General features: G+C 72.1%; 16 protein-coding genes. 13 read left to right on the top strand and 3 right to left on the bottom strand.

All coding sequences use genetic code 11. The annotated features are described in order from the left end of the window. The first annotated feature begins 15 nt into the window (after positions 1 to 15). The 4 genes from uvrB (at position 16) to AMK24_RS14980 (ending at position 6315) form a co-directional block, all read left to right on the top strand. Positions 16 to 2151, top strand: coding sequence for an excinuclease ABC subunit UvrB (gene uvrB / locus AMK24_RS14995; protein WP_073769192.1), 2136 nt, complete (start codon positions 16 to 18; stop codon positions 2149 to 2151). Between the two features lie 213 nt (positions 2152 to 2364). Then, positions 2365 to 2943, top strand: coding sequence for a TerD family protein (locus AMK24_RS14990; RefSeq protein ID WP_073769190.1), 579 nt, complete (start codon positions 2365 to 2367; stop codon positions 2941 to 2943). Positions 2944 to 3091: 148 nt separating this feature from the next. Continuing rightward, positions 3092 to 5059, top strand: a complete 1968-nt coding sequence (locus tag AMK24_RS14985; RefSeq protein ID WP_073769188.1) for a TerD family protein — start codon at positions 3092 to 3094, stop codon at positions 5057 to 5059. Positions 5060 to 5298: 239 nt separating this feature from the next. Then, a complete protein-coding gene (locus AMK24_RS14980; RefSeq protein WP_073769186.1) occupies positions 5299 to 6315 on the top strand; it encodes a TerC family protein in 1017 nt (338 codons plus the stop codon). Between the two features lie 174 nt (positions 6316 to 6489). Here the strand turns inward: AMK24_RS14980 and AMK24_RS14975 are convergent, their stop codons facing one another. Beyond that, complete coding sequence (locus AMK24_RS14975) at positions 6490 to 7146, bottom strand: MBL fold metallo-hydrolase (protein ID WP_073769184.1); 657 nt, start codon at positions 7144 to 7146, stop codon at positions 6490 to 6492. A 10-nt stretch (positions 7147 to 7156) separates the two neighbouring features. Further along, positions 7157 to 7846, bottom strand: coding sequence for a maleylpyruvate isomerase family mycothiol-dependent enzyme (locus AMK24_RS14970; RefSeq protein ID WP_073769182.1), 690 nt, complete (start codon positions 7844 to 7846; stop codon positions 7157 to 7159). 175 nt (positions 7847 to 8021) lie between these two features. On the opposite strand from AMK24_RS14970, the gene uvrA reads away from it, so the two are divergent. Together uvrA and AMK24_RS14960 are read left to right on the top strand one after the other, a co-directional pair. Beyond that, the gene (gene uvrA, locus AMK24_RS14965; RefSeq protein ID WP_073769180.1) at positions 8022 to 11048 is read left to right on the top strand and encodes an excinuclease ABC subunit UvrA; all 3027 of its coding nucleotides are present in this window, start codon (positions 8022 to 8024) and stop codon (positions 11046 to 11048) included. 212 nt (positions 11049 to 11260) lie between these two features. After that, on the top strand, positions 11261 to 11689 hold the full coding sequence (locus AMK24_RS14960) for a Rieske (2Fe-2S) protein (RefSeq protein WP_073769178.1): 429 nt from the start codon (positions 11261 to 11263) through the stop codon (positions 11687 to 11689). An 88-nt stretch (positions 11690 to 11777) separates the two neighbouring features. Here AMK24_RS14960 and AMK24_RS14955 read toward each other — a convergent pair whose 3' ends face one another. Continuing rightward, the gene (locus AMK24_RS14955) at positions 11778 to 12704 is read right to left on the bottom strand and encodes a hypothetical protein (protein ID WP_073769176.1); all 927 of its coding nucleotides are present in this window, start codon (positions 12702 to 12704) and stop codon (positions 11778 to 11780) included. Between the two features lie 226 nt (positions 12705 to 12930). Here AMK24_RS14955 and AMK24_RS14950 point away from each other — a divergent pair, with 226 nt between their 5' ends. The 7 genes from AMK24_RS14950 (at position 12931) to gap (ending at position 20992) form a co-directional block, all read left to right on the top strand. Further along, a complete protein-coding gene (locus AMK24_RS14950; protein WP_073769174.1) occupies positions 12931 to 13533 on the top strand; it encodes a papain-like cysteine protease family protein in 603 nt (200 codons plus the stop codon). Between the two features lie 4 nt (positions 13534 to 13537). Next, positions 13538 to 14458, top strand: a complete 921-nt coding sequence (locus tag AMK24_RS14945; RefSeq protein ID WP_073769172.1) for a hypothetical protein — start codon at positions 13538 to 13540, stop codon at positions 14456 to 14458. Between the two features lie 168 nt (positions 14459 to 14626). Further along, the gene (gene uvrC / locus AMK24_RS14940; protein WP_073769170.1) at positions 14627 to 16723 is read left to right on the top strand and encodes an excinuclease ABC subunit UvrC; all 2097 of its coding nucleotides are present in this window, start codon (positions 14627 to 14629) and stop codon (positions 16721 to 16723) included. Beyond that, a complete protein-coding gene (rapZ, locus tag AMK24_RS14935) occupies positions 16720 to 17679 on the top strand; it encodes an RNase adapter RapZ (RefSeq protein ID WP_073769168.1) in 960 nt (319 codons plus the stop codon). The genes uvrC and rapZ overlap by 4 nt, the downstream gene beginning before the upstream one ends. Beyond that, positions 17676 to 18710 carry a gluconeogenesis factor YvcK family protein gene (locus AMK24_RS14930; RefSeq protein ID WP_073769166.1) on the top strand — a complete coding sequence of 345 codons (1035 nt, stop codon included), beginning with the start codon at positions 17676 to 17678 and terminating at the stop codon, positions 18708 to 18710. The genes rapZ and AMK24_RS14930 overlap by 4 nt, the downstream gene beginning before the upstream one ends. Continuing rightward, positions 18701 to 19690, top strand: a complete 990-nt coding sequence (whiA, locus tag AMK24_RS14925) for a DNA-binding protein WhiA (protein WP_073769164.1) — start codon at positions 18701 to 18703, stop codon at positions 19688 to 19690. Before AMK24_RS14930 ends, whiA begins: the two co-directional genes overlap by 10 nt. Before the next feature lie 291 nt (positions 19691 to 19981). Next, the gene (gap, locus tag AMK24_RS14920) at positions 19982 to 20992 is read left to right on the top strand and encodes a type I glyceraldehyde-3-phosphate dehydrogenase (protein WP_073769162.1); all 1011 of its coding nucleotides are present in this window, start codon (positions 19982 to 19984) and stop codon (positions 20990 to 20992) included. Positions 20993 to 21011: the final 19 nt, after the last annotated feature.

The raw sequence follows: 21011 nt of genomic DNA, 5'->3' as shown, positions 1-21011 counted from the left end.
CCGTACGGTGGTTGCATGCGGCCCGTTTCCAAGATCGAACGTTCGGTGCGGCCTTTCGAGGTCGTCAGTCCCTACCAGCCCAGCGGCGACCAGCCCGCGGCCATCGCCGACCTGGAGCGACGCATCCGCGCGGGCGAGAAGGACGTCGTCCTGCTCGGCGCGACCGGCACCGGCAAGTCGGCGACCACCGCCTGGATGATCGAGAAGCTGCAGCGCCCCACCCTGGTGATGGCGCCGAACAAGACCCTCGCCGCCCAGCTCGCCAACGAGTTCCGCGAGCTTCTCCCGAACAACGCGGTGGAGTATTTCGTCTCGTACTACGACTACTACCAGCCCGAGGCGTACGTCCCGCAGTCGGACACCTACATCGAGAAGGACTCCTCCATCAACGAGGAGGTCGAGCGGCTGCGCCACTCCGCGACGAACTCCCTGCTCACCCGGCGCGACGTCGTCGTGGTCGCCTCCGTCTCCTGCATCTACGGCCTCGGTACGCCCCAGGAGTACGTGGACCGCATGGTCCGGCTCGACGTGGGCGAGGAGATCGACCGGGACCGGCTGCTGCGCCGCTTCGTCGAGATGCAGTACACCCGCAACGACCTGGCGTTCACCCGCGGCACCTTCCGGGTCCGCGGCGACACCATCGAGATCTTCCCGGTCTACGAGGAGCTCGCCGTCCGCATCGAGATGTTCGGCGACGAGATCGAGGCCCTGTCCACGCTCCACCCGCTGACGGGCGAGATCATCAGCGAGGACCCCATGGTCCACGTCTTCCCCGCCAGCCACTACGTCGCCGGCCCCGAACGCCTGGAGAAGGCCGTCGGCGGCATCGAGCGGGAGCTGGAGCAGCGCCTGGCCGAGCTGGAGAAGCAGGGCAAGATGCTGGAGGCCCAGCGGCTGCGCATGCGCACCACGTACGACATCGAGATGCTCCGTCAGATCGGCACCTGCTCCGGCGTGGAGAACTACTCGATGCACTTCGACGACCGCGCCCCCGGCACCGCGCCCAACACCCTCCTCGACTACTTCCCCGACGACTTCATGCTCGTCCTGGACGAGTCCCACGTCACGGTCCCGCAGATCGGCGCCATGTACGAGGGGGACGCCTCCCGCAAGCGGACCCTCGTCGACCACGGCTTCCGGCTGCCGTCCGCCATGGACAACCGGCCGCTGAAGTGGGAGGAGTTTTTGAAGCGGATCGACCAGACGGTGTACCTCTCCGCCACCCCGGGGAAGTACGAGCTCTCGCGCGGCGACGGGTTCGTCGAGCAGATCATCCGCCCCACGGGCCTCGTCGACCCCGAGGTCGTGGTCAAGCCCACCGAGGGCCAGATCGACGACCTGGTCCACGAGATCCGCAAGCGCACCGAGCGGGACGAACGGGTCCTGGTCACCACGCTCACCAAGAAGATGGCGGAGGACCTCACCGACTACTTCCTGGAACTCGGCATCCAGGTCCGCTACCTGCACAGCGACGTCGACACCCTGCGCCGCATCGAGCTCCTGCGCGAGCTGCGGTCCGGCGAGTACGACGTGCTCGTCGGCATCAACCTCCTGCGCGAGGGCCTGGACCTCCCCGAGGTGTCCCTCGTGGCCATCCTCGACGCCGACAAGCAGGGCTTCCTGCGCTCCGGCACCTCGCTCATCCAGACCATCGGCCGCGCCGCCCGCAACGTCTCCGGCCAGGTCCACATGTACGCGGACAAGATCACCCCGGCCATGGAGCAGGCGATCGACGAGACGAACCGCCGCCGCGAGAAGCAGATCGCCTACAACACCGAGCGGGGCATCGACCCGCAGCCGTTGCGCAAGAAGATCAACGACATCGTCGCCACCATCGCCCGCGAGGAGATCGACACCGAGCAGCTGCTCGGCACCGGCTACCGGCAGGGCAAGGAGGCCGAGGCCAAGACCCCGGTTCCCGCACTCGGCGGCAAGGCCGCCAAGGGCGGGGCGAAGGGCAGGGCGGCCAAGTCCGGCGAGGTGCGCGGCGACCGGCCCGCGACCGAGCTGGCCGGGATCATCGAGGAGATGACCGACCGGATGCGGGCCGCCGCCGCCGACCTGCAGTTCGAGGTGGCCGCCCGGCTCCGTGACGAGGTCGGTGAGCTCAAGAAGGAACTGCGTCAGATGAAGGAAGCGGGCCTGGCCTGATCCGGATCGGTCCGCGGGGCCCGCCCACCGGCGCCTGACCGCTCCCGGCGCCGGTGGACGGCCCCCGCTCCGCCCGGCCCGGAACACCGTGCCGGGTGTGTTGCAAGACCGACACGAAAAGGGCCCGAACCTGCTGCCGCCCGGGGTGGAATGCGTAGGGTGCGGGAAACCGCACACGGATGGTTGCGGGGCAACGCCGAGAGGGGACAGCGCGTGACGGTCAACATGACCAAGGGTCAGGCCATCAGCCTGCAGAAGAGCGACGGGGGGACCCTGACCGCGGTGCGGATGGGGCTCGGCTGGCAGGCGGCTCCGCGCCGCGGCCTGTTCGGTTCGCGCACCCGCGAGATCGACCTGGACGCCTCGGCGGTGCTCTTCGCCGACAAGCAGCCGGTCGACGTCGTCTTCTTCCGGCACCTCGTCAGCGACGACGGCTCGGTCAAGCACACCGGCGACAACCTGGTCGGCGGCGCGGGCTCCGGCGGCGACGACGAGGCGATCCTCGTCGACCTCCAGCGCGTGCCGGTCCACATCGACCAGATCGTCTTCACGGTGAACTCCTTCACCGGGCAGACCTTCCAGGAGGTGCGACACGCCTTCTGCCGCATCGTCGACGAGACCAACGGCCAGGAGCTCGCCCGGTACACGCTCGACGGCGGCGGCCAGTACACCGCCCAGATCATGGCGAAGGTGCACCGCGCGGGCGGCGGCTGGCAGATGACGGCCCTCGGGAACCCGGCCAACGGCCGTACCTTCCAGGACCTGATGCCGTCGATCCTGCCTCACCTGTAGGCCCCGGCGCCGGGACGGACAGGCGGGGCGGTTTCCGGCGGCACGGCCCCGCCGGGGGCCGCCCGTGCACGGCACAGCACCAATACGGCACAGCACCACCACGGCACCGCGGCCACCGGCGCGGGCCATCGTCGAGGGGGACAGCGCAATGACGGCCGAACTGGTCCGGGGGCAGAACCACCCCCTGCCCCGGACCCGTCTGGAGATCCGGGTATCGGCCGGCACGCCCGTGGTGGCCGGGGCCACCCTCGGCGACGCGCGGGGCGCCGTGGGCGGCGCCGAGCGGGTCGCCCACCCCGGCTCGCCCCACCTCCCCGGCCTCGAAGTGTCCCAGCAGGCTGCGGCCGACCACCGGCTCGCCGTCGATCCGGAGGCCCTGCCCGCGGACGTCCACCGCGTCACCGTGCTGCTCGCACTGCCCGCGGTGGCGGGGGGCCCGACGCGGTTCGGCGCCGTCCCCGCCCCCTTCGTCGCCGTCACCGGCCTCGACGGCGACGAGATCGCCACCTTCACCCTCACCGGCCTGGACGCCGAGTCCGCGGTCAGCGCCCTGGAGCTCTACCGCCGCCAGGACGCCTGGAAGGTCCGCGCGGTGGGGCAGGGGTATGCCGGCGGGCTCGCGGACATGCTCGCCGACCAGGGCGTGAGCGACGCCGCGGCGCTGGCCGGCTCCATTCAGGAGGCCGTGGCCCGGGCCCGCTCGGTGGCCCCGCCGCCCCGCGCCCCGGGCGGTGATCGCGTACGGCGCCCGGCGGGCCCGGCCGGTCCCCTTCCGCCCGCCCCGGCCCCGGAGCCCCCGGCCGCCACCGCGCCCCAGCCGCACACCCCGCAGCCGCGCATCGTGCCCGGGCAGGACGGACCGGCGCCCGCGACCGGCGGCCCCATCGCCTACACGCACCCGCGACGGCAGCCCGCCGCACCGCCGCCCGCGCCCACCGCGCCGCCCGCGCCCACCGCGCCGCCCGCCCCGCCCGGGCAGCCCGCCCAGCCGGTCGCTGGCGACGCCGCCGGCTGGTCGATGGACGAGCGCCTCTACAACCAGATCTGGGGCATGTTCGAGGACCTGGCCCGCGCCGTCGCCGCCTACCGCAGCGCCGTGGACTTCGCCGAGTCCCGGATGGACCAGGAGCTCGACCGCGCCCTGTCCGACCCCCGCAACCGGATCGGCGGGGCGGGCGACCGCGCCCGCGAACAGGCCCGCGCCAAGCGCGACGAACTGGCCTCACGGGCCCGGGAGGCCCTCGACCGCGACCTGGCCCAGCTGGCCGCCGAGGCGGCCGTCGTCGAGCCCGCGCTGCCGGCCGCGTACGCCGGATGGGGCAACCCCGTCTGGCACGCCCACCACGTGCCCATGGAGATGCCGATGGCCCTGCGCATCGGCGACCTCCACCTCCCCGAGCGCACCGACCTGCGCATCCCGCTGCTGGTCCGGCTGCCGCTGGAGCGCGGGATCTGGGTGGACAGCGGCCGGACGGCGTCCGAGGCGGCCGCGTCGGTGGACGCCGACCGCCTGCGCCGGCTCGCCGTGGAGACCGCCGTCGCCCACGCGGCGCGGCTGCTGGCGGTCCACCCGCCGGGGGAGTTCTCGGTACACGTCATCGACCCGGCGGGTTCGGCGGCAGGTCCGCTGGCGCCGCTGGTCGAGGCGGGCGTCCTCGCCGGTCCGCCCGCCTCCGGGGCCGGGGGAGTGGCCGCGGTGCTCGCCCGTCTCACCCGGCGGGTGGACCTGGTGCAGATGGCGGTGCGGGCCCGCGCGGCCGACTCGCTCCCTCCCGACCTGGACACCGCCGAGCAGCTCCTGGTGGTCAACGACTTCCCGCACGGCTTCGACGACCGGGCCGTCACCCAGCTCCGCTACCTCGCGGACGAGGGCCCCTCGGTCGGGGTGCACCTCATGATGGTCGCGGACCGGGAGGAGGCGAGCGCGTACGGGCCGGTGCTCGACCCGCTGTGGCGGTCGCTGCTGAGGATCACCCCGGTCGCCGACAGCCACCTCGCCGATCCCTGGGTCGGGCACGCCTGGACGTACGAGCCCCTGGCGGTCCCGCCGGGCAGTCGCGTCCTGGAGGAGGTCCTCGCGGCGGTCGCGGCCGCCCGCCGAGCCGCTGGACGCTGACGCACGCACCACCCTCACCTGCGGTTTTGATGGTTTCTTTACTCTTTTCTTTACCAATCCTTGGTGATGCCTGTACTCTTCGACGAACGGAGGGGAGTACTCCTTACGCGGCGTCCCGTCAATACGGACCGTTATCGGTCCCGGGGCGCCGGTCCCGGCACCATCGTGTGCGGGGGTGGAAGAGACCTCCGGCAGCGACGACGCTGATCAAGTAGCCGTAGCGAACTGCCGGAGGCGCAGTGGACGTTTCATGGACCGTATGGGCCCTGACCATCTTTGGTCTGTCGGCCCTCATCGCCGTCGACTTCTTCATCGGGCGCAAGCCCCATGACGTGTCGACCAAGGAAGCCGGAATCTGGACGGTCGTCTGGATCGTGCTGGCCGTCCTCTTCGGAATCGGCCTCATGGTGTTCGGCGAGAGCAAGGCGTCCGGCGAGTTCTTCGCGGGATTCATCACCGAGAAGTCGCTGAGCGTCGACAACCTCTTCGTCTTCGTCCTGATCATGGCGAAGTTCTCGGTGCCCTCCCACCTCCAGCAGCGGGTGCTGCTGATCGGGGTGTTGATCGCCCTGGTGCTCCGCGCGATCTTCATCGCGGCCGGCGCCGCCGTGATCGCGAACTTCTCGTGGGTGTTCTACATCTTCGGCGCGTTCCTGATCTACACCGCCTGGAAGCTCATCCAGGAGGCGCGGGCCGACGAGGAGGACGAGGAGTTCGAGGAGAACCGCCTCCTGAAGTCGATCGAGCAACGCTTCGGCGTCGCCGACCGGTACCACGGCACCAAGCTCTTCATCCGGGAGAACGGCAAGCGCGTCCTGACCCCGCTGATGGTGGTCATGCTCGCCATCGGTATGACCGACGTGCTGTTCGCGCTGGACTCGATCCCGGCGATCTTCGGTCTGACCCAGGACCCGTACATCGTCTTCACGGCCAACGCGTTCGCGCTGATGGGCCTGCGCCAGCTGTACTTCCTCATCGGCGGCCTGCTGAAGAAGCTGGTCCACCTCAGCTACGGCCTGTCGGTGATCCTCGGTTTCATCGGCGTCAAGCTGGTGCTGCACGCCCTGCACGAGTCGGGGGTGCACGTGCCGGAGATCTCCATCCCGTTCTCGCTCACCGTCATCTGCGGTGTCCTGGTGATCACCACGATCACCAGCCTCATCGCCAGCAAGAAGACGGCGGCGGCCGAGGCGGAGGAGGCCCGGAAGGCGGAGACCGCCGGCCCGGCCGAGGAGGAGAACAAGACCCTCAGCTGACCCGGGGCCGCCCCGGGCGGCACAGGGACACACCGGCAGCGGCCGGGGCGGGACGGCGAAGCCGTTCCCGCCCCGGCCGCTTTCGTGTGCGCGGCGTGCCGGACGCGTGCGGGAGCGGGCGCGTGCGCCGAGCCCGTACGCGGCGGATGCGCGCGGAAGGCCGTGGGGCGCGGGCTACCAGCCGCGGGCGCGCCACTCCGGAAGGCGCGGGCGCTCGTCGCCGAGCGTCGTGTCGTCGCCGTGGCCGGGGTAGACCCACGTCTCGTCGGGCAGCCGGTCGAACAGCTTCGTCTCCACGTCGCCCAGCAGGCTCGCGAACGCCTCGGGGTCCTCGTGCGTGTTCCCGATCCCGCCGGGGAAGAGGCAGTCCCCGGTGAACAGGTGCGGGGCGCCGTACGGGTCGTCGTAGACCAGGGCGATGGAGCCCGGGGTGTGCCCGACCAGGTGGCGGGCGGTCAGCTCGACCCGGCCGACGGTGATCGTGTCGCCGTCCTCGACCAGGACGTCGGTCGGCACGGGGATGCCCTCGGCGTCGTGGCGGCCCGCGTACGTCCGGGCGCCGGTCGCCCCGACCACCTCGGCCAGCGCCTGCCAGTGGTCCCCGTGCCGGTGGGTGGTGACGACGGACGCGATGCCGTCGTCACCGATCAGCGTGAGCAGGGTCTCCGGCTCGGCGGCCGCGTCGATCAGCAACTGCTCGCCGGTGGCCCGGCAGCGCAGCAGGTACGCGTTGTTGTCCATCGCGCCGACGGCGACCTTGGAGATCATCAGGTCCGTCAGTTCGTGCACGCTCGCCGGTCCGCCGACCTTCACCGCTCCGCTGTACGTCATGCGGCTCAGCCTATAGCGGGGGCAGCGAGGGCAGCGGGCCCCCGGCGGCGGTCAGGGCGGAGCCGTCACGGCGCCCGCTGAGCCAGCCCAGCAGCTCCGCGGCGGGCCCCTGGACGGTCACCAGGGCGCTCGGGGGGCCGCCGCCCGTGCTCCAGGTGCGGCCGTCCCGGTCGGTGAGGGCGGTGGCGGGCACGTCCTCGTGGCCGAGGAACCGGTCGGCCAGGAAGGCGATCTCCCGCTCCACGAACTCGGCGGGCAGGTCCTCCAGCTCGTAGCCGACGCCGAGGTCGACGTGGTGCAGCTCCACCTCGATCCAGCGCCGGAAGGGCACCCGGGCCGCGGAGTCCGTGACCCCGTTGCGCAGGGTGACGGTCCGGGTCCAGTCGGCGGGCTCGGCCGCGACGGCGAGGAAGCCCTCCGCGCTCTCCCGCAGGTCCTTCAGCTGCTCGGCCGCCGGGCGGGAGGCGCCGGCGGCGATGTCGGCGTCGCGGGTTTCGCTGCTCGCGTACATCGGGAGGCCCCGGAGAACATTTCCGAGCGCGTCGGCGTTACGGGAGAGGTGGGTCAGGACATGGCCCCGACTCCATCCGGGCAACCGTGACGCCTCGGCGATCGAGGCGTTGTCCAGTTCGGCGGCTGCGTCGAGCAGCCGTTCGGTCGCCCCGCGTACAGCTCCCAGGTCATGCGCATGATCCGTCATGCGGCTGAGCCTAGCTCCGCCACCCGTTCGGGTGAAGGAGTCCGAGGGTCGCCGTAAATCGAATGTGCGTGCTATACGCTCGGGGTCGAAAGCCTCTGACACCGCTGTGGCGCCCCCCATACCCTGGGAGAGGGGCTCAGTTCCCCCGCTTCTCTCTAGAAAGGTGCGGACCGGCGTGGCCGACCGTCTCATCGTCCGTGGCGCGCGCGAGCACAACCTGAAGAACGTCTCGCTCGACCTGCCCCGCGACTCCCTCATCGTCTTCACCGGGCTCTCCGGGTCGGGCAAGTCCTCCCTCGCGTTCGACACGATCTTCGCCGAGGGGCAGCGCCGCTACGTCGAGTCGCTCTCCTCGTACGCCCGGCAGTTCCTCGGGCAGATGGACAAGCCGGACGTGGACTTCATCGAAGGCCTGTCCCCGGCCGTCTCCATCGACCAGAAGTCGACCTCGCGCAACCCGCGCTCGACGGTCGGCACGATCACCGAGGTCTACGACTACCTCCGGCTCCTCTTCGCCCGGATCGGCAAGCCGCACTGCCCCCAGTGCCACCGCCCGATCTCGCGGCAGTCGCCGCAGGCCATCGTCGACAAGGTCCTCGGCCTGCCCGAGGGCAGCCGCTTCCAGGTCCTCTCGCCGCTGGTGCGCGAGCGCAAGGGCGAGTTCGTCGACCTCTTCGCCGACCTCCAGACCAAGGGCTACAGCCGGGCCCGGGTCGACGGCGCCACCATCCAGCTCGCCGAGCCGCCCACGCTGAAGAAGCAGGAGAAGCACACCATCGAGGTGGTCGTCGACCGCCTCACCGTCAAGGACAGCGCCAAGCGCCGGCTGACCGACTCGGTCGAGACCGCGCTCGGCCTCTCCGGCGGCATGGTCGTGCTCGACTTCGTCGACCTCCCCGAGGACGACCCCGAGCGCGAGCGGATGTACTCCGAGCACCTCTACTGCCCGTACGACGACCTCTCCTTCGAGGAGCTGGAGCCGCGCTCCTTCTCCTTCAACTCGCCCTTCGGCGCCTGCCCGGACTGCACCGGCATCGGCACCCGCATGGAGGTCGACCCGGAGCTGATCGTCCCGGACGAGGAGAAGTCCCTCGACGAGGGGGCGATCCACCCCTGGTCCCACGGCCACACCAAGGAGTACTTCGGCCGGCTGATCGGCGCCCTCTCCGAAGCGCTCGGCTTCCGTACGGACATCCCCTGGGCCGGGCTGCCGCAGCGCGCCAAGAAGGCCCTGCTGCACGGCCACAAGATCCAGACCGAGGTCCGCTACCGCAACCGGTACGGGCGCGAGCGCGCTTACACCACCCCCGCCTTCGAGGGCGCGGTGCAGTTCGTCAAGCGGCGGCACACCGAGGCCGAGAGCGACTCCAGCCGGGAGCGCTTCGAGGGCTACATGCGCGAGGTGCCCTGCCCCACCTGCGAGGGCACCCGCCTCAAGCCGATCGTGCTCGCGGTGACGGTGATGGAGAAGTCCATCGCCGAGGTCGCCGCGATGTCGATCAGCGAGTGCGCTGAGTTCCTCGGCCGCCTCACCCTGAACGCCCGTGACAAGAAGATCGCCGAGCGGGTGCTCAAGGAGGTCAACGAGCGGCTGAAGTTCCTCGTCGACGTCGGCCTGGACTACCTCTCGCTCAACCGCGCGGCCGGCACCCTGTCCGGCGGCGAGGCCCAGCGCATCCGGCTGGCCACCCAGATCGGCTCCGGCCTGGTCGGCGTGCTGTACGTCCTGGACGAGCCGTCCATCGGCCTGCACCAGCGCGACAACCACCGGCTCATCGAGACCCTGGTCCGCCTCCGCGACATGGGCAACACGCTCATCGTCGTCGAGCACGACGAGGACACCATCAAGGTCGCCGACTGGGTCGTCGACATCGGCCCCGGCGCGGGCGAGCACGGCGGCAAGGTCGTCCACTCGGGCTCGCTCAAGGAGCTGCTGGCCAACAAGCAGTCGATCACCGGCCAGTACCTGTCCGGCAAGCGGTCGATCCCGCTGCCGGACGTCCGCCGCCCGGTCGACCCGGCCCGCAGCCTCACGGTGCACGGCGCCCGGGAGAACAACCTCCGGGACATCGACGTCTCCTTCCCGCTCGGCGTCCTCACCGCCGTCACCGGCGTCTCCGGGTCCGGGAAGTCGACCCTGGTCAACGACATCCTCTACACCCACCTGGCCCGCGAGCTGAACGGCGCCAAGTCGGTCCCCGGCCGCCACACCCGGGTCGACGGCGACGACCTGGTCGACAAGGTGGTGCACGTCGACCAGTCCCCGATCGGCCGGACCCCCCGGTCCAACCCGGCGACGTACACGGGAGTCTTCGACCACGTCCGCAAGCTGTTCGCGGAGACGATGGAGGCGAAGGTGCGCGGCTATCTGCCGGGCCGCTTCTCCTTCAACGTCAAGGGCGGCCGCTGTGAGAACTGCTCCGGCGACGGCACGATCAAGATCGAGATGAACTTCCTGCCCGACGTGTACGTCCCGTGCGAGGTCTGCCACGGAGCGCGCTACAACCGGGAGACCCTGGAGGTCCACTACAAGGGCAAGTCCATCGCCGAGGTGCTGGACATGCCGATCGAGGAGGGCCTGGAGTTCTTCGAGGCCGTCCCGGCGATCGCCCGCCACCTGCGCACCCTCAACGACGTCGGCCTCGGCTACGTCCGGCTGGGCCAGTCCGCGCCGACCCTCTCCGGCGGCGAGGCGCAGCGCGTCAAGCTGGCGAGCGAGCTCCAGAAGCGCTCCACGGGCCGCACGGTCTACGTCCTGGACGAGCCGACCACCGGTCTGCACTTCGAGGACATCAGCAAGCTGATCACCGTGCTCTCCGGCCTGGTGGACAAGGGCAACACGGTGATCGTCATCGAGCACAACCTCGACGTCGTCAAGACCGCCGACTGGGTCGTCGACATGGGGCCCGAGGGCGGCAGCGGCGGCGGCCTGGTGGTCGCGGAGGGGACGCCCGAGGAGGTCGCCTCCGTGCCCGCCAGCCACACCGGGAAGTTCCTCCAGTCCATCCTGGACCCGGACCGCGTCGCGGAGGCCGCGGTGCCCTCGGGCCGCGCGGCGCCCCGCAAGGCCGCCGCCCGCAAGGCCGCCCCGGCGAAGAAGACGGCCGCGAAGAAGGCGGCGGCGTCCAAGGCCGCGACGTCCAGGGCGGCGACCGGCAAGACGGCCGCCGCGAAGAAGACCACCCGCGCCCGCACGTCCTGAGCGCGGTGCCGCCCCGCCCGTCCCCCCGGATCGCACATGCCGGCGGGGCGGGCGGGGCGGCCCGGTCACGGGGCCGCCGGCCCCCGCCGGTATCGTCGTTTCCGTCACCGGGCCGCGGGTTCGCCCCCCATCGCTCCCGCCGTCCGGCGGCCCGCCCCGCCCCGATCGCGATCTCTCGCGATCCACTCCGAACAACGACCCGTGGAGTCCCCGTGCCCGGTCTGCCCGCCGCCCGCCGTACCGTGCTGAAGGGCGCCGCGCTCGCCGGCGCCGCCGGGCTGGGAGCGGCCGCCTGCTCCACCGATTCCAAGCTCGGCCACGCCCGGAACCCCACCCCCACCGCCCCCGTGGACCTCGGGGCGGCCTCCGAGGTGCCCGTCGGCGGGGCCAGGCTCTACCGCGAGCAGCGCCTCGTCGTCGTCTGCCCGGCGAAGGGCGAGTACAAGGCGTTCAGCGCCCAGTGCACCCATGGCGGCTGTGTCCTGGACAAGGTCGAGGGCACCGAGGGCCACTGCCCCTGCCACGGCAGCCGCTTCGACGTGACCACCGGCGAGCCGGTGAAGGGCCCGGCCACCGTGCCGCTGCCCGCCGTGCCGGTCACCGCCGAGGGCGGAAAGCTCGTCGCGGGCCCCGGCGCCTGAACAGGGTCCATCGCGCCCCGGCCCCCGAGAACCCACGCCCGGCGGCGTCCGAGCGGGCCCGACCGGTGAGGGGCCGCGCCCCGGCCCCTCACTCCCAGTCCCAGTCGATCCCGATCAGACCCGGCCGTACGCCCTCCTCCACCAGGTGCACGGTCCGGTGCCGGCCGGTCAGGGTGAGGTCCTCGCGTGAGCCGCGCGCCGACCCCGCCGACGCCTGGGCGAAGCGGCGGCACCGCACCGGGAGCGCCGCCTCGTCGAAGCCGACCTGGAGCACGTACTGGCCGCCCCCGAAGGCGAAGCCGCGCACGTACTCGTCGCCGGCGCCGCCCGTGCCGTCCTCGAAGCCGTAGCCGAAGAGGTACGTCTCGCCCGACCGCAGCCGGGTGTCGAACAACAGCTCCGCCACCAGCACCCCCGCCTCCCGGTCCCAGCGGACCCGCCCCGTCCGGCAGTTCTCCAGGGCCCGCACCACGACCCGAGACGGATCGCACCCCGGGTCGCCCCGGTGCACGGCGAGATAGCGGTCCACGCCGTCGCGGTGCGCGCGCACCACGTGCCGGGAGGTGCGGCCGGCCAGCTCCCGGCGGGCCCCGATCCGTACCCGTTCCTGGTGCCCCACCGTGTGCAGACCGCCGTCCACCGGCGACTCCATGGCCGCGAGGAGCCGCTCCACCGACCCGGACGCCTCCACCAGCGACCGGTACGAACGCCCTGCCGGGCGGTCCCCCTCCGCCGGGACGCCGCCGTCGCGCAGCAGCCGCAGCAGCGAGTCGGCCGGCAGCGACAGCACTTCCTCCAGCGCCCGCACGGCCCGCAGCGACTCGGCCCGCCGGGGGCGCCGCGCGCCCTGCTGCCAGTAGCTGAGACTGGTCACCCCGAGCTTGACACCCCGGTGCGCCAGATGGTGCTGCACCCGCTGGAGCGGAAGCCCGCGCACCGACAGGGCCGTGCGCAACGCCAGATGGAACGGGCCGGTCCGCAGCACTTGCGCCAGTTCGGTCTCGGTCTGCCGCATGGCGGGCCTCCGGTGAACGTTCACGTGGGGAGTGGCGACACCGCCCGCCGGGGACGCGGGGGAGCAGGTGACCGGGACCGGACCGTTCACACGGACGCCGCGCCGTTCACACCGTGATGTCACCTCGCATTGAAGCGTGTTGACCTGCTCCGGACAACGCCGGATGCTCATCGTCAGCGTCCGGACGCGCTCCTCCGATCCCCACCCCCGCATTGGGAGGAACGCCATGCGCACCCGAAGAGTCAGGCCCGGAAGGTCCTCGTTCACCACCCTCCTGGCCGCCGTCCTGCTCGCCGTCCCCGCGGGCACCGCCACCGCGGCCCAGGCCCCGGCCGGCTCCGCCGTCGCCGCCGCCCAGCGGCTCGACATCACCATGCAGGCACAGCAGCAGAGCAACTGGTGCTGGGCGGCCGGAGGCAACACCATCGCCGCCTGGTTCGGCCGCGCCTACAGCCAGAACCAGTTCTGCAACGCCGCCTTCAACCGGAGCCAGAACACCCAGTGCCCCAACGCGCAGGCCACCCTCGGCAACGTCCAGACCGGTCTGTCCTGGGCCGGGGTCAGGCCCGGCAGCTACGTCACCGGCTGGCTGCGCTACCCGACCGTACAGACCGAGATCTCCGCCCGGCGGCCGATCGAGACCCGTATCCAGTGGTCGTCCGGCGGCGGCCACATGCACGTCGTCCACGGGTACGACGACGCCGGCAGCTGGGTCTACTGGGGCGACCCGTGGCCCTCCAGCAACCGCTACAACTGGGCCTCGCACGCCTGGTACGTGAACAACAACGAGTTCTCCTGGACCCACTCGCTCTACCGGATCGGGGCGTGAGGACATGAACCCCGCCACCTGCCGCACCGGCGCCACGCGCCGCGTCGCCGCCGTCGCGCTGACCGGGGCGGCCCTGTTCACCGCCACGGCCCCCGCCCTCGCCGACGACGGCCGGCCCGCCCCGGTGAAGCTGACCGCCACCACCCTCGAAGCCGCCCACGACGCGGCCACCACGCCCGCGATCCTCCACACCCTCTCCCGGTTCTTCGCCCGCGAGGGCACCGCGAGCGCGAAGGCGGGCGCGCCCCGGATCGAGGGGAAGGCCGTCCCCGTCCGTACGCTCTCCGCCGCCTTCGTGGCCGGGAGGCCCGGGGCCGCCCCGAGCACCCTGGACCACCTCGCCAGCACGGCCGTCTCCCCGGACGGCCGGAAGGCGTCGCTGTGGACCGTCCCCGGCGCGAGCGGCGACGACTGGCAGGTGGTGAACATCGCCACCGGCGACGACGAGGCCCGCTACGTCGCCCAGGGAGCCCGTGCGCTGCCCGGCGGCACCGTCTTCCGCGAACCGCAGATCGACGCCTGGTACGTCCACGACGGCTCCCGGGTCCTCCCGCTGGACGAGGACGCGAGAACCGCCGTGGGGGTGAAGGGCGCCACGCTCGACGCCTACCGGGACCGGGTCGGGAAGGCGTACGGCGACAAGCTGCCCGGCTCCGGCTACGCCCGCTCCGGCAAGGCGGGCGGCTACGGACCCGAAGCGGCCACCGGACAGGCCCCCGTTCCCGGCCCTGCCCCCGCCCGGGGCCCGGTCCCGGACGCGGCCTCCGCCGCGGGCCCCGCGCCCGCCGCCGCGGCCCAGGGCCCCGAGACGGCGCTGACCGCCGTCTCGGCCATCGCCGTCGCCGGGGCGCTGCTCGCCCTGGCACTGACCGGGGCCGCCGCGCTCCGCCGCCGTACCGGGCGGTCCCCGGCGACGGGCGCCTGAGCGACGGTCCACCGGTCCGCAGGACCGCGCTCCGGGGTGCGCACATCCCCTCCCCCGGCCCCCCGGAGCGCGGCACCACCCGAGGACCCCCAGGACCTCCAGGGCCCCGAGGATCCCGAGGACCCCGAGGACGAGGCGCTGTCACCGCCCGCAAGTAGGGTGTGAGACATGGCAGACCCCTCCAGCTACCGCCCCAAGCCGGGACAGATCCCCGACTCCCCGGGGGTCTACAAATTCCGCGACGAGCACCGCCGGGTGATCTACGTCGGGAAGGCCAAGAACCTGCGCCAGCGCGTGGCCAACTACTTCCAGGACCTGGCCAACCTCCATCCGCGTACGCGGACCATGGTGACCACCGCCGCCTCCGTCGAGTGGACGGTCGTCTCCACCGAGGTCGAGGCGCTCCAGCTGGAGTACTCCTGGATCAAGGAGTTCGACCCCCGGTTCAACGTCAAGTACCGGGACGACAAGAGCTATCCGTACCTCGCGGTCACGCTCGGCGAGGAGTTCCCCCGCGTCCAGGTCATGCGCGGCGCGAAGAAGAAGGGCGTGCGCTACTTCGGCCCCTACGGCCACGCCTGGGCGATCCGCGAGACGGTCGACCTGATGCTGCGGGTCTTCCCAGTCCGCACCTGCTCCGCCGGGGTCTTCAAGAACGCCGAGCGCACCGGCCGCCCCTGCCTGCTGGGTTATATCGGCAAGTGCTCGGCCCCCTGCGTCGGCCGGGTCACCCCCGAGGAGCACCGCGAGCTGGCCGAGGACTTCTGCGACTTCATGGCAGGCCGCACCGGCGCCTACATCCGCCGCCTGGAGAAGGACATGACGCGGGCGGCCGAGGAGATGGAGTACGAGCGGGCCGCCCGCCTCCGCGACGACGTCGGGGCCCTCAAGCGGGCCATGGAGAAGAGCGCCGTCGTCCTCGCCGACGCCACCGACGCCGACCTGATCGCCGTCGCCGAGGACGAGCTGGAGGCCGCCCTCCAGATCTTCCACGTGCGCGGCGGCCGGGTGCGCGGCCAGCGCGGCTGGGTCACCGACAAGGTCGAGGCGGTCGACACCTCCGGCCTCGTCGAACACGCCCTCCAGCAGTTGTACGGGGAGGAGCGCGGCGACGCCGTCCCCAAGGAGGTCCTGGTCCCCGCCCTGCCCGAGGACCCCGAAGCGGTCTCCCAGTGGCTCGCCGAGCGCCGGGGCTCCCAGGTCAGCCTGCGCATCCCGCAGCGCGGCGACAAGAAGGACCTGATGGCCACCGTCCAGCGCAACGCCCAGCAGGCGCTCGGACTGCACAAGACCAAGCGCGCCTCCGACCTGACCACCCGCTCCCGCGCCCTGGAGGAGATCGCCGAGGCGCTGGGCCTGGACGCCGCCCCGCTGCGCATCGAGTGCTACGACGTCTCCCACCTCCAGGGCGACGACGTGGTGGCCTCCATGGTGGTCTTCGAGGACGGGCTCGCCCGCAAGAGCGAGTACCGCCGCTTCCAGATCAAGGGCTTCGAGGGCCAGGACGACGTCCGTTCGATGCACGAGGTGATCGGCCGCCGCTTCAAGCGCTACCTGCAGGAGAAGGAGCGCACGGGGGAGTGGGAGGAGCGGCCCCCGGCCGGATCCGACCCGGCGGCCACCGCCGGGCCCGCCGCCACCGCCGGGCCCGCCGCCGCCGGACCCGCCCCGACCGGCCCCGTCCCCGCCCCGGCCGTCGCCGCCGCCCCGGACGACGCGACCGAGCCCCGGGAAGACGACGGCCGGCCCAAGCGGTTCGCCTACCCGCCGCAGCTCGTCGTCGTCGACGGCGGGCAGCCCCAGGTCGCCGCCGCCCAGCGCGCCCTGGACGAACTGGGCATCGACGACATCGCCGTCTGCGGCCTCGCCAAGCGGCTCGAAGAGGTCTGGCTCCCCCACGACGACGACCCCGTCGTCCTGCCCCGCTCCAGCGAGGGCCTCTACCTCCTCCAGCGCATCCGGGACGAGGCCCACCGCTTCGCCATCACCTACCAGCGCGCCAAACGTGCCAAGCGCATCCGCTCCAGCCCCCTCGACGACGTGGCCGGCCTCGGCGAGACCCGGAAGCAGGCGCTGATCAAGCATTTCGGCTCGGTGAAGAAGCTCCGGCAGGCGACAATCGACGAGATCTGCGAGGTCCCCGGCGTAGGGCGCAGGACGGCGGAATCGGTGGCCGCCGCCCTCGCCGCGACCGCTCCCGCGGGGCCTGCCGTGAACACGGCCACAGGAGAGATCATCGAAGAGGACGACGGGGGCAGCTCATGACCGAGAACAGCCGCACGACCGCACAGAACGCCGCAGAACGAGCAGACGGAGCAGCAGACGTGAGTACGAGCATCCCGAACGAGACCGGTGAGGCGGCCATCCCCGAGCTGGTGATCATCTCCGGGATGTCGGGCGCCGGTCGCAGCACCGCCGCCAAATGCCTGGAGGACCTCGGCTGGTTCGTCGTCGACAACCTGCCGCCCGCCCTGATCCCCACCATGGTGGAGCTCGGCGCCCGCTCGCAGGGCAACGTGGCCCGGATCGCCGTCGTCGTCGACGTGCGCGGCCGCCGTTTCTTCGACAACCTCCGCGAATCGCTCGCGGACCTGGAGGCCAAGCACGTCACCCGGCGGATCGTCTTCCTGGAGTCCTCCGACGACGCCCTGGTCCGCCGCTTCGAGTCCGTCCGCCGCCCCCACCCCCTCCAGGGCGACGGGCGCATCGTCGACGGCATCGCGGCCGAACGCGACCTCCTGCGCGAGCTGCGCGGCGACGCCGACCTGGTCATCGACACCTCCAGCCTCAACGTGCACGAGCTGCGGGCCAAGATGGACGCCCAGTTCGCGGGCGAGTCGGAGCCGGAGCTGCGAGCCACGGTGATGTCCTTCGGCTACAAGTACGGGCTGCCCGTCGACGCCGACCTCGTCGTCGACTGCCGCTTCCTGCCCAACCCGCACTGGGTTCCCGAGCTGCGCCCCTTCACCGGGGTCAACGCGGAGGTGTCCGACTACGTCTTCGACCAGCCGGGCGCCAAGGAGTTCCTCAACCAGTACACGGAGCTGCTCCAGCTGATCGCCGCGGGCTACCGCCGCGAGGGCAAGCGCTACGTGACCATCGCGGTCGGCTGCACCGGCGGCAAGCACCGCTCCGTCGCCATGTCGGAGAAGCTCTCCGCCCGGCTCGCCGCCGAAGGCATCGAGACCGTCCTCGTCCACCGTGACATGGGGCGAGAGTGACCGGACGCAACCTGCGGATGCGGCGCCTGAGCCGCGCCGGCTCGGCGCTCTCCGGCCGCAAACGCGGTGCCCAGCCCAAGGTCGTCGCGCTCGGCGGCGGCATGGGCCTCTCGGCGTCCCTGACGGCGCTGCGCCGGATCACCGGCGATCTCACGGCCGTGGTCACCGTCGCCGACGACGGCGGCTCCAGCGGCCGGCTGCGCGAGGAGCTGGGGGTGCTGCCCCCCGGCGACCTGCGCAAGGCGCTGGCCGCGCTGTGCGGCGACGACGACTGGGGCCGCACCTGGTCCCGGGTGGTCCAGCACCGCTTCGAGTCCCAGGGCGAACTGCACGGGCACGCCGTCGGCAACCTGCTGATCGTCGCCCTGTGGGAGCAGCTCGGGGATCCCGTCCAGGCGCTCGACCTGGTGGGCAGGCTGCTCGGCGCGCACGGCCGGGTGCTGCCGATGTCGGCCGTCCCGCTGGAGCTCCAGGCGCTGGTCAAGGGCCACGACCCGGAGCTGCCCGACGCGATCGTCACCGTGCGGGGCCAGGCGACCGTGGCGCTCACCCCCGGCGAGGTGCAGTCCGTGCACGTGGTCCCGCCCGACCCGCCGGCCGTCCCGGAGGCGGTGGAAGCGGTCCTGGACGCCGACTGGGTGGTGCTCGGCCCCGGGTCCTGGTTCTCCTCCGTGATCCCGCACCTCCTCGTGCCCGAACTGCTCGACGCCCTGGTGACCACCAAGGCCCGCAAGGTCCTCTCGCTGAACCTCGCCCCCCAGCCCGGTGAAACAGAAGGCTTCTCACCGCAGCGTCATGTGGAGGTTTTGGGGCGACACGCCCCTAAACTCGCCTTGGACGTGGTGCTGGCCGACGAGGCCGCCGTGCCCGATCGTGACTCCCTGGCGGACGCCGCCCAGCGGCTCGGGGCCGCGGTCGAGCTGGCGCCGGTGGCATCGCCCGACGGCGTTCCGGTCCATGATCAGGAGCTGTTGGCCGCCGCGTACGACCGTATTTTTCGGATGCATGGAAGGATCGGCCCATGGCGATGACGCCAGCGGTGAAGAACGAAATCTCTCATCTTCCCGTCACCCGGACCTGCTGCAGGAAGGCGGAGGTCTCGGCGATTCTTCGATTCGCGGGCGGGCTGCACCTGGTGAGCGGCCGGATTGTGATCGAGGCGGAGCTGGACACCGGCAACGCCGCCCGCCGCCTCAAGCGCGACATCCTGGAGATCTTCGGGCACAGCTCGGAGCTGATCGTGATGGCCCCCGGCGGCCTGCGGCGCGGCTCGCGCTACGTCGTACGGGTGGTGGCGGGCGGCGACCAGCTGGCCCGCCAGACCGGTCTGGTCGACGGCCGCGGCCGCCCGATCCGGGGCCTGCCCCCGCAGGTGGTCTCGGGGGCCACCTGCGACGCCGAGGCGGCCTGGCGCGGCGCGTTCCTCGCCCACGGCTCGCTCACCGAGCCCGGCCGTTCCTCCTCCCTGGAGGTCACCTGCCCGGGGCCCGAGGCGGCCCTCGCCCTGGTCGGGGCGGCCCGCCGGCTCTCCATCGCCGCCAAGGCGCGCGAGGTGCGCGGCGTGGACCGCGTCGTGGTCCGCGACGGCGACGCGATCGGCGCCCTGCTGACCCGGCTGGGCGCACACGACGCGGTGCTCGCCTGGGAGGAGCGGCGGATGCGGCGCGAGGTCCGCGCCACGGCCAACCGGCTCGCCAACTTCGACGACGCCAACCTCCGCCGCTCGGCCCGCGCGGCGGTCGCCGCCGGGGCCCGGGTGGGCCGCGCCCTGGAGATCCTGGGCGAGGAGGTGCCCGAGCACCTCGCCGCCGCGGGGCGGCTGCGCATGGAGCACAAGCAGGCGTCTCTGGAGGAGCTGGGCGCGCTCGCCGACCCGCCGCTGACCAAGGACGCCGTGGCCGGCCGGATCCGCCGGCTGCTGGCGATGGCCGACAAGCGGGCCCAGGACCTCGGCATCCCGGGGACCGAGTCGACCCTCAGCGAGGAGATGGCCGACGGGCTGGTCGGCTGAGCGAACAGCCGCCCGGCGGTCGCCCGCCGGCTCCGGGCCGGGCGGGGGACGCCGGCCCCGGCCGGCCGTGACCGAGGCCCCGGGCCCGGCGCGGCCGCGGCCCCGCCCGGTGAAACGGAGGCGCGTGCTCCTACCGGCGAGTACGGGCCTCCGGCCGTATCCGGTGGCGCGGGGCGGCCCTCTCGATGTCACCTCCCGGCCCCCGGAGAGGTAGGGTCGGAAGCGGTCGGGGACATCCCTATACAACTCGCCGGCGTCGAAAACCGGCGTACCTAACGAGGAGATCGGTTCGTGACGATCCGCGTAGGCATCAACGGCTTCGGCCGCATCGGTCGCAACTACTTCCGCGCGCTGCTCGAGCAGGGTGCGGACATCGAGATCGTGGCTGTCAACGACCTGGGTGACACTGCGACCACGGCCCACCTGCTGAAGTACGACACCATCCTGGGTCGTCTCAAGGCAGAGGTCAGCCACACCGCCGACACCATCACCGTCGATGGTCACACCATCAAGGTGCTCTCCGAGCGCAACCCGGCCGACATCCCCTGGGGTGAGCTGGGCGTCGACATCGTCATCGAGTCGACCGGCATCTTCACCAAGAAGGCCGACGCCGAGAAGCACATCGCGGGCGGCGCCAAGAAGGTCCTCATCTCGGCTCCGGCCAAGGACGAGGACATCACCATCGTCATGGGCGTCAACCAGGACCAGTACGACGCGGCCCGGCACAACGTCATCTCCAACGCCTCCTGCACCACCAACTGCGTGGCGCCGATGGCCAAGGTCCTCGACGAGAACTTCGGGATCGTCAAGGGCCTGATGACGACGGTCCACGCGTACACCAACGACCAGCGGATCCTGGACTTCCCGCACAAGGACCTGCGTCGCGCCCGCGCCGCGGCCGAGAACATCATTCCGACCACCACCGGCGCCGCGAAGGCCACCGCCCTGGTGCTCCCGCAGCTCAAGGGCAAGCTCGACGGCATGGCGATGCGCGTCCCGGTCCCGACCGGCTCCGCCACCGACCTCGTCGTGACCCTGTCGCGCGAGGTCACCGTGGACGAGGTCAACGCCGCGTTCAAGAAGGCCGCCGACGACGGCGCGCTCAAGGGCTTCCTGACGTACACCGAGGACCCGATCGTCTCCTCGGACATCGTCGGAGACCCGTCGTCCTGCACCTTCGACTCCGCCATGACCATGGTCCAGGAGGGGACGTCGGTGAAGATCCTCGGCTGGTACGACAACGAGTGGGGCTACTCCAACCGCCTCGTCGACCTCACGGTCTTCGTCGGCGAGCAGCTCTGATCCTCGGGGTCGGCGGCAC

This window comes from Streptomyces sp. CB02366 (assembly GCF_001905905.1).
In the GTDB taxonomy this organism is placed as follows: Bacteria; Actinomycetota; Actinomycetes; order Streptomycetales; family Streptomycetaceae; genus Streptomyces.
This window is presented reverse-complemented; position numbering and strand designations above follow the sequence as displayed.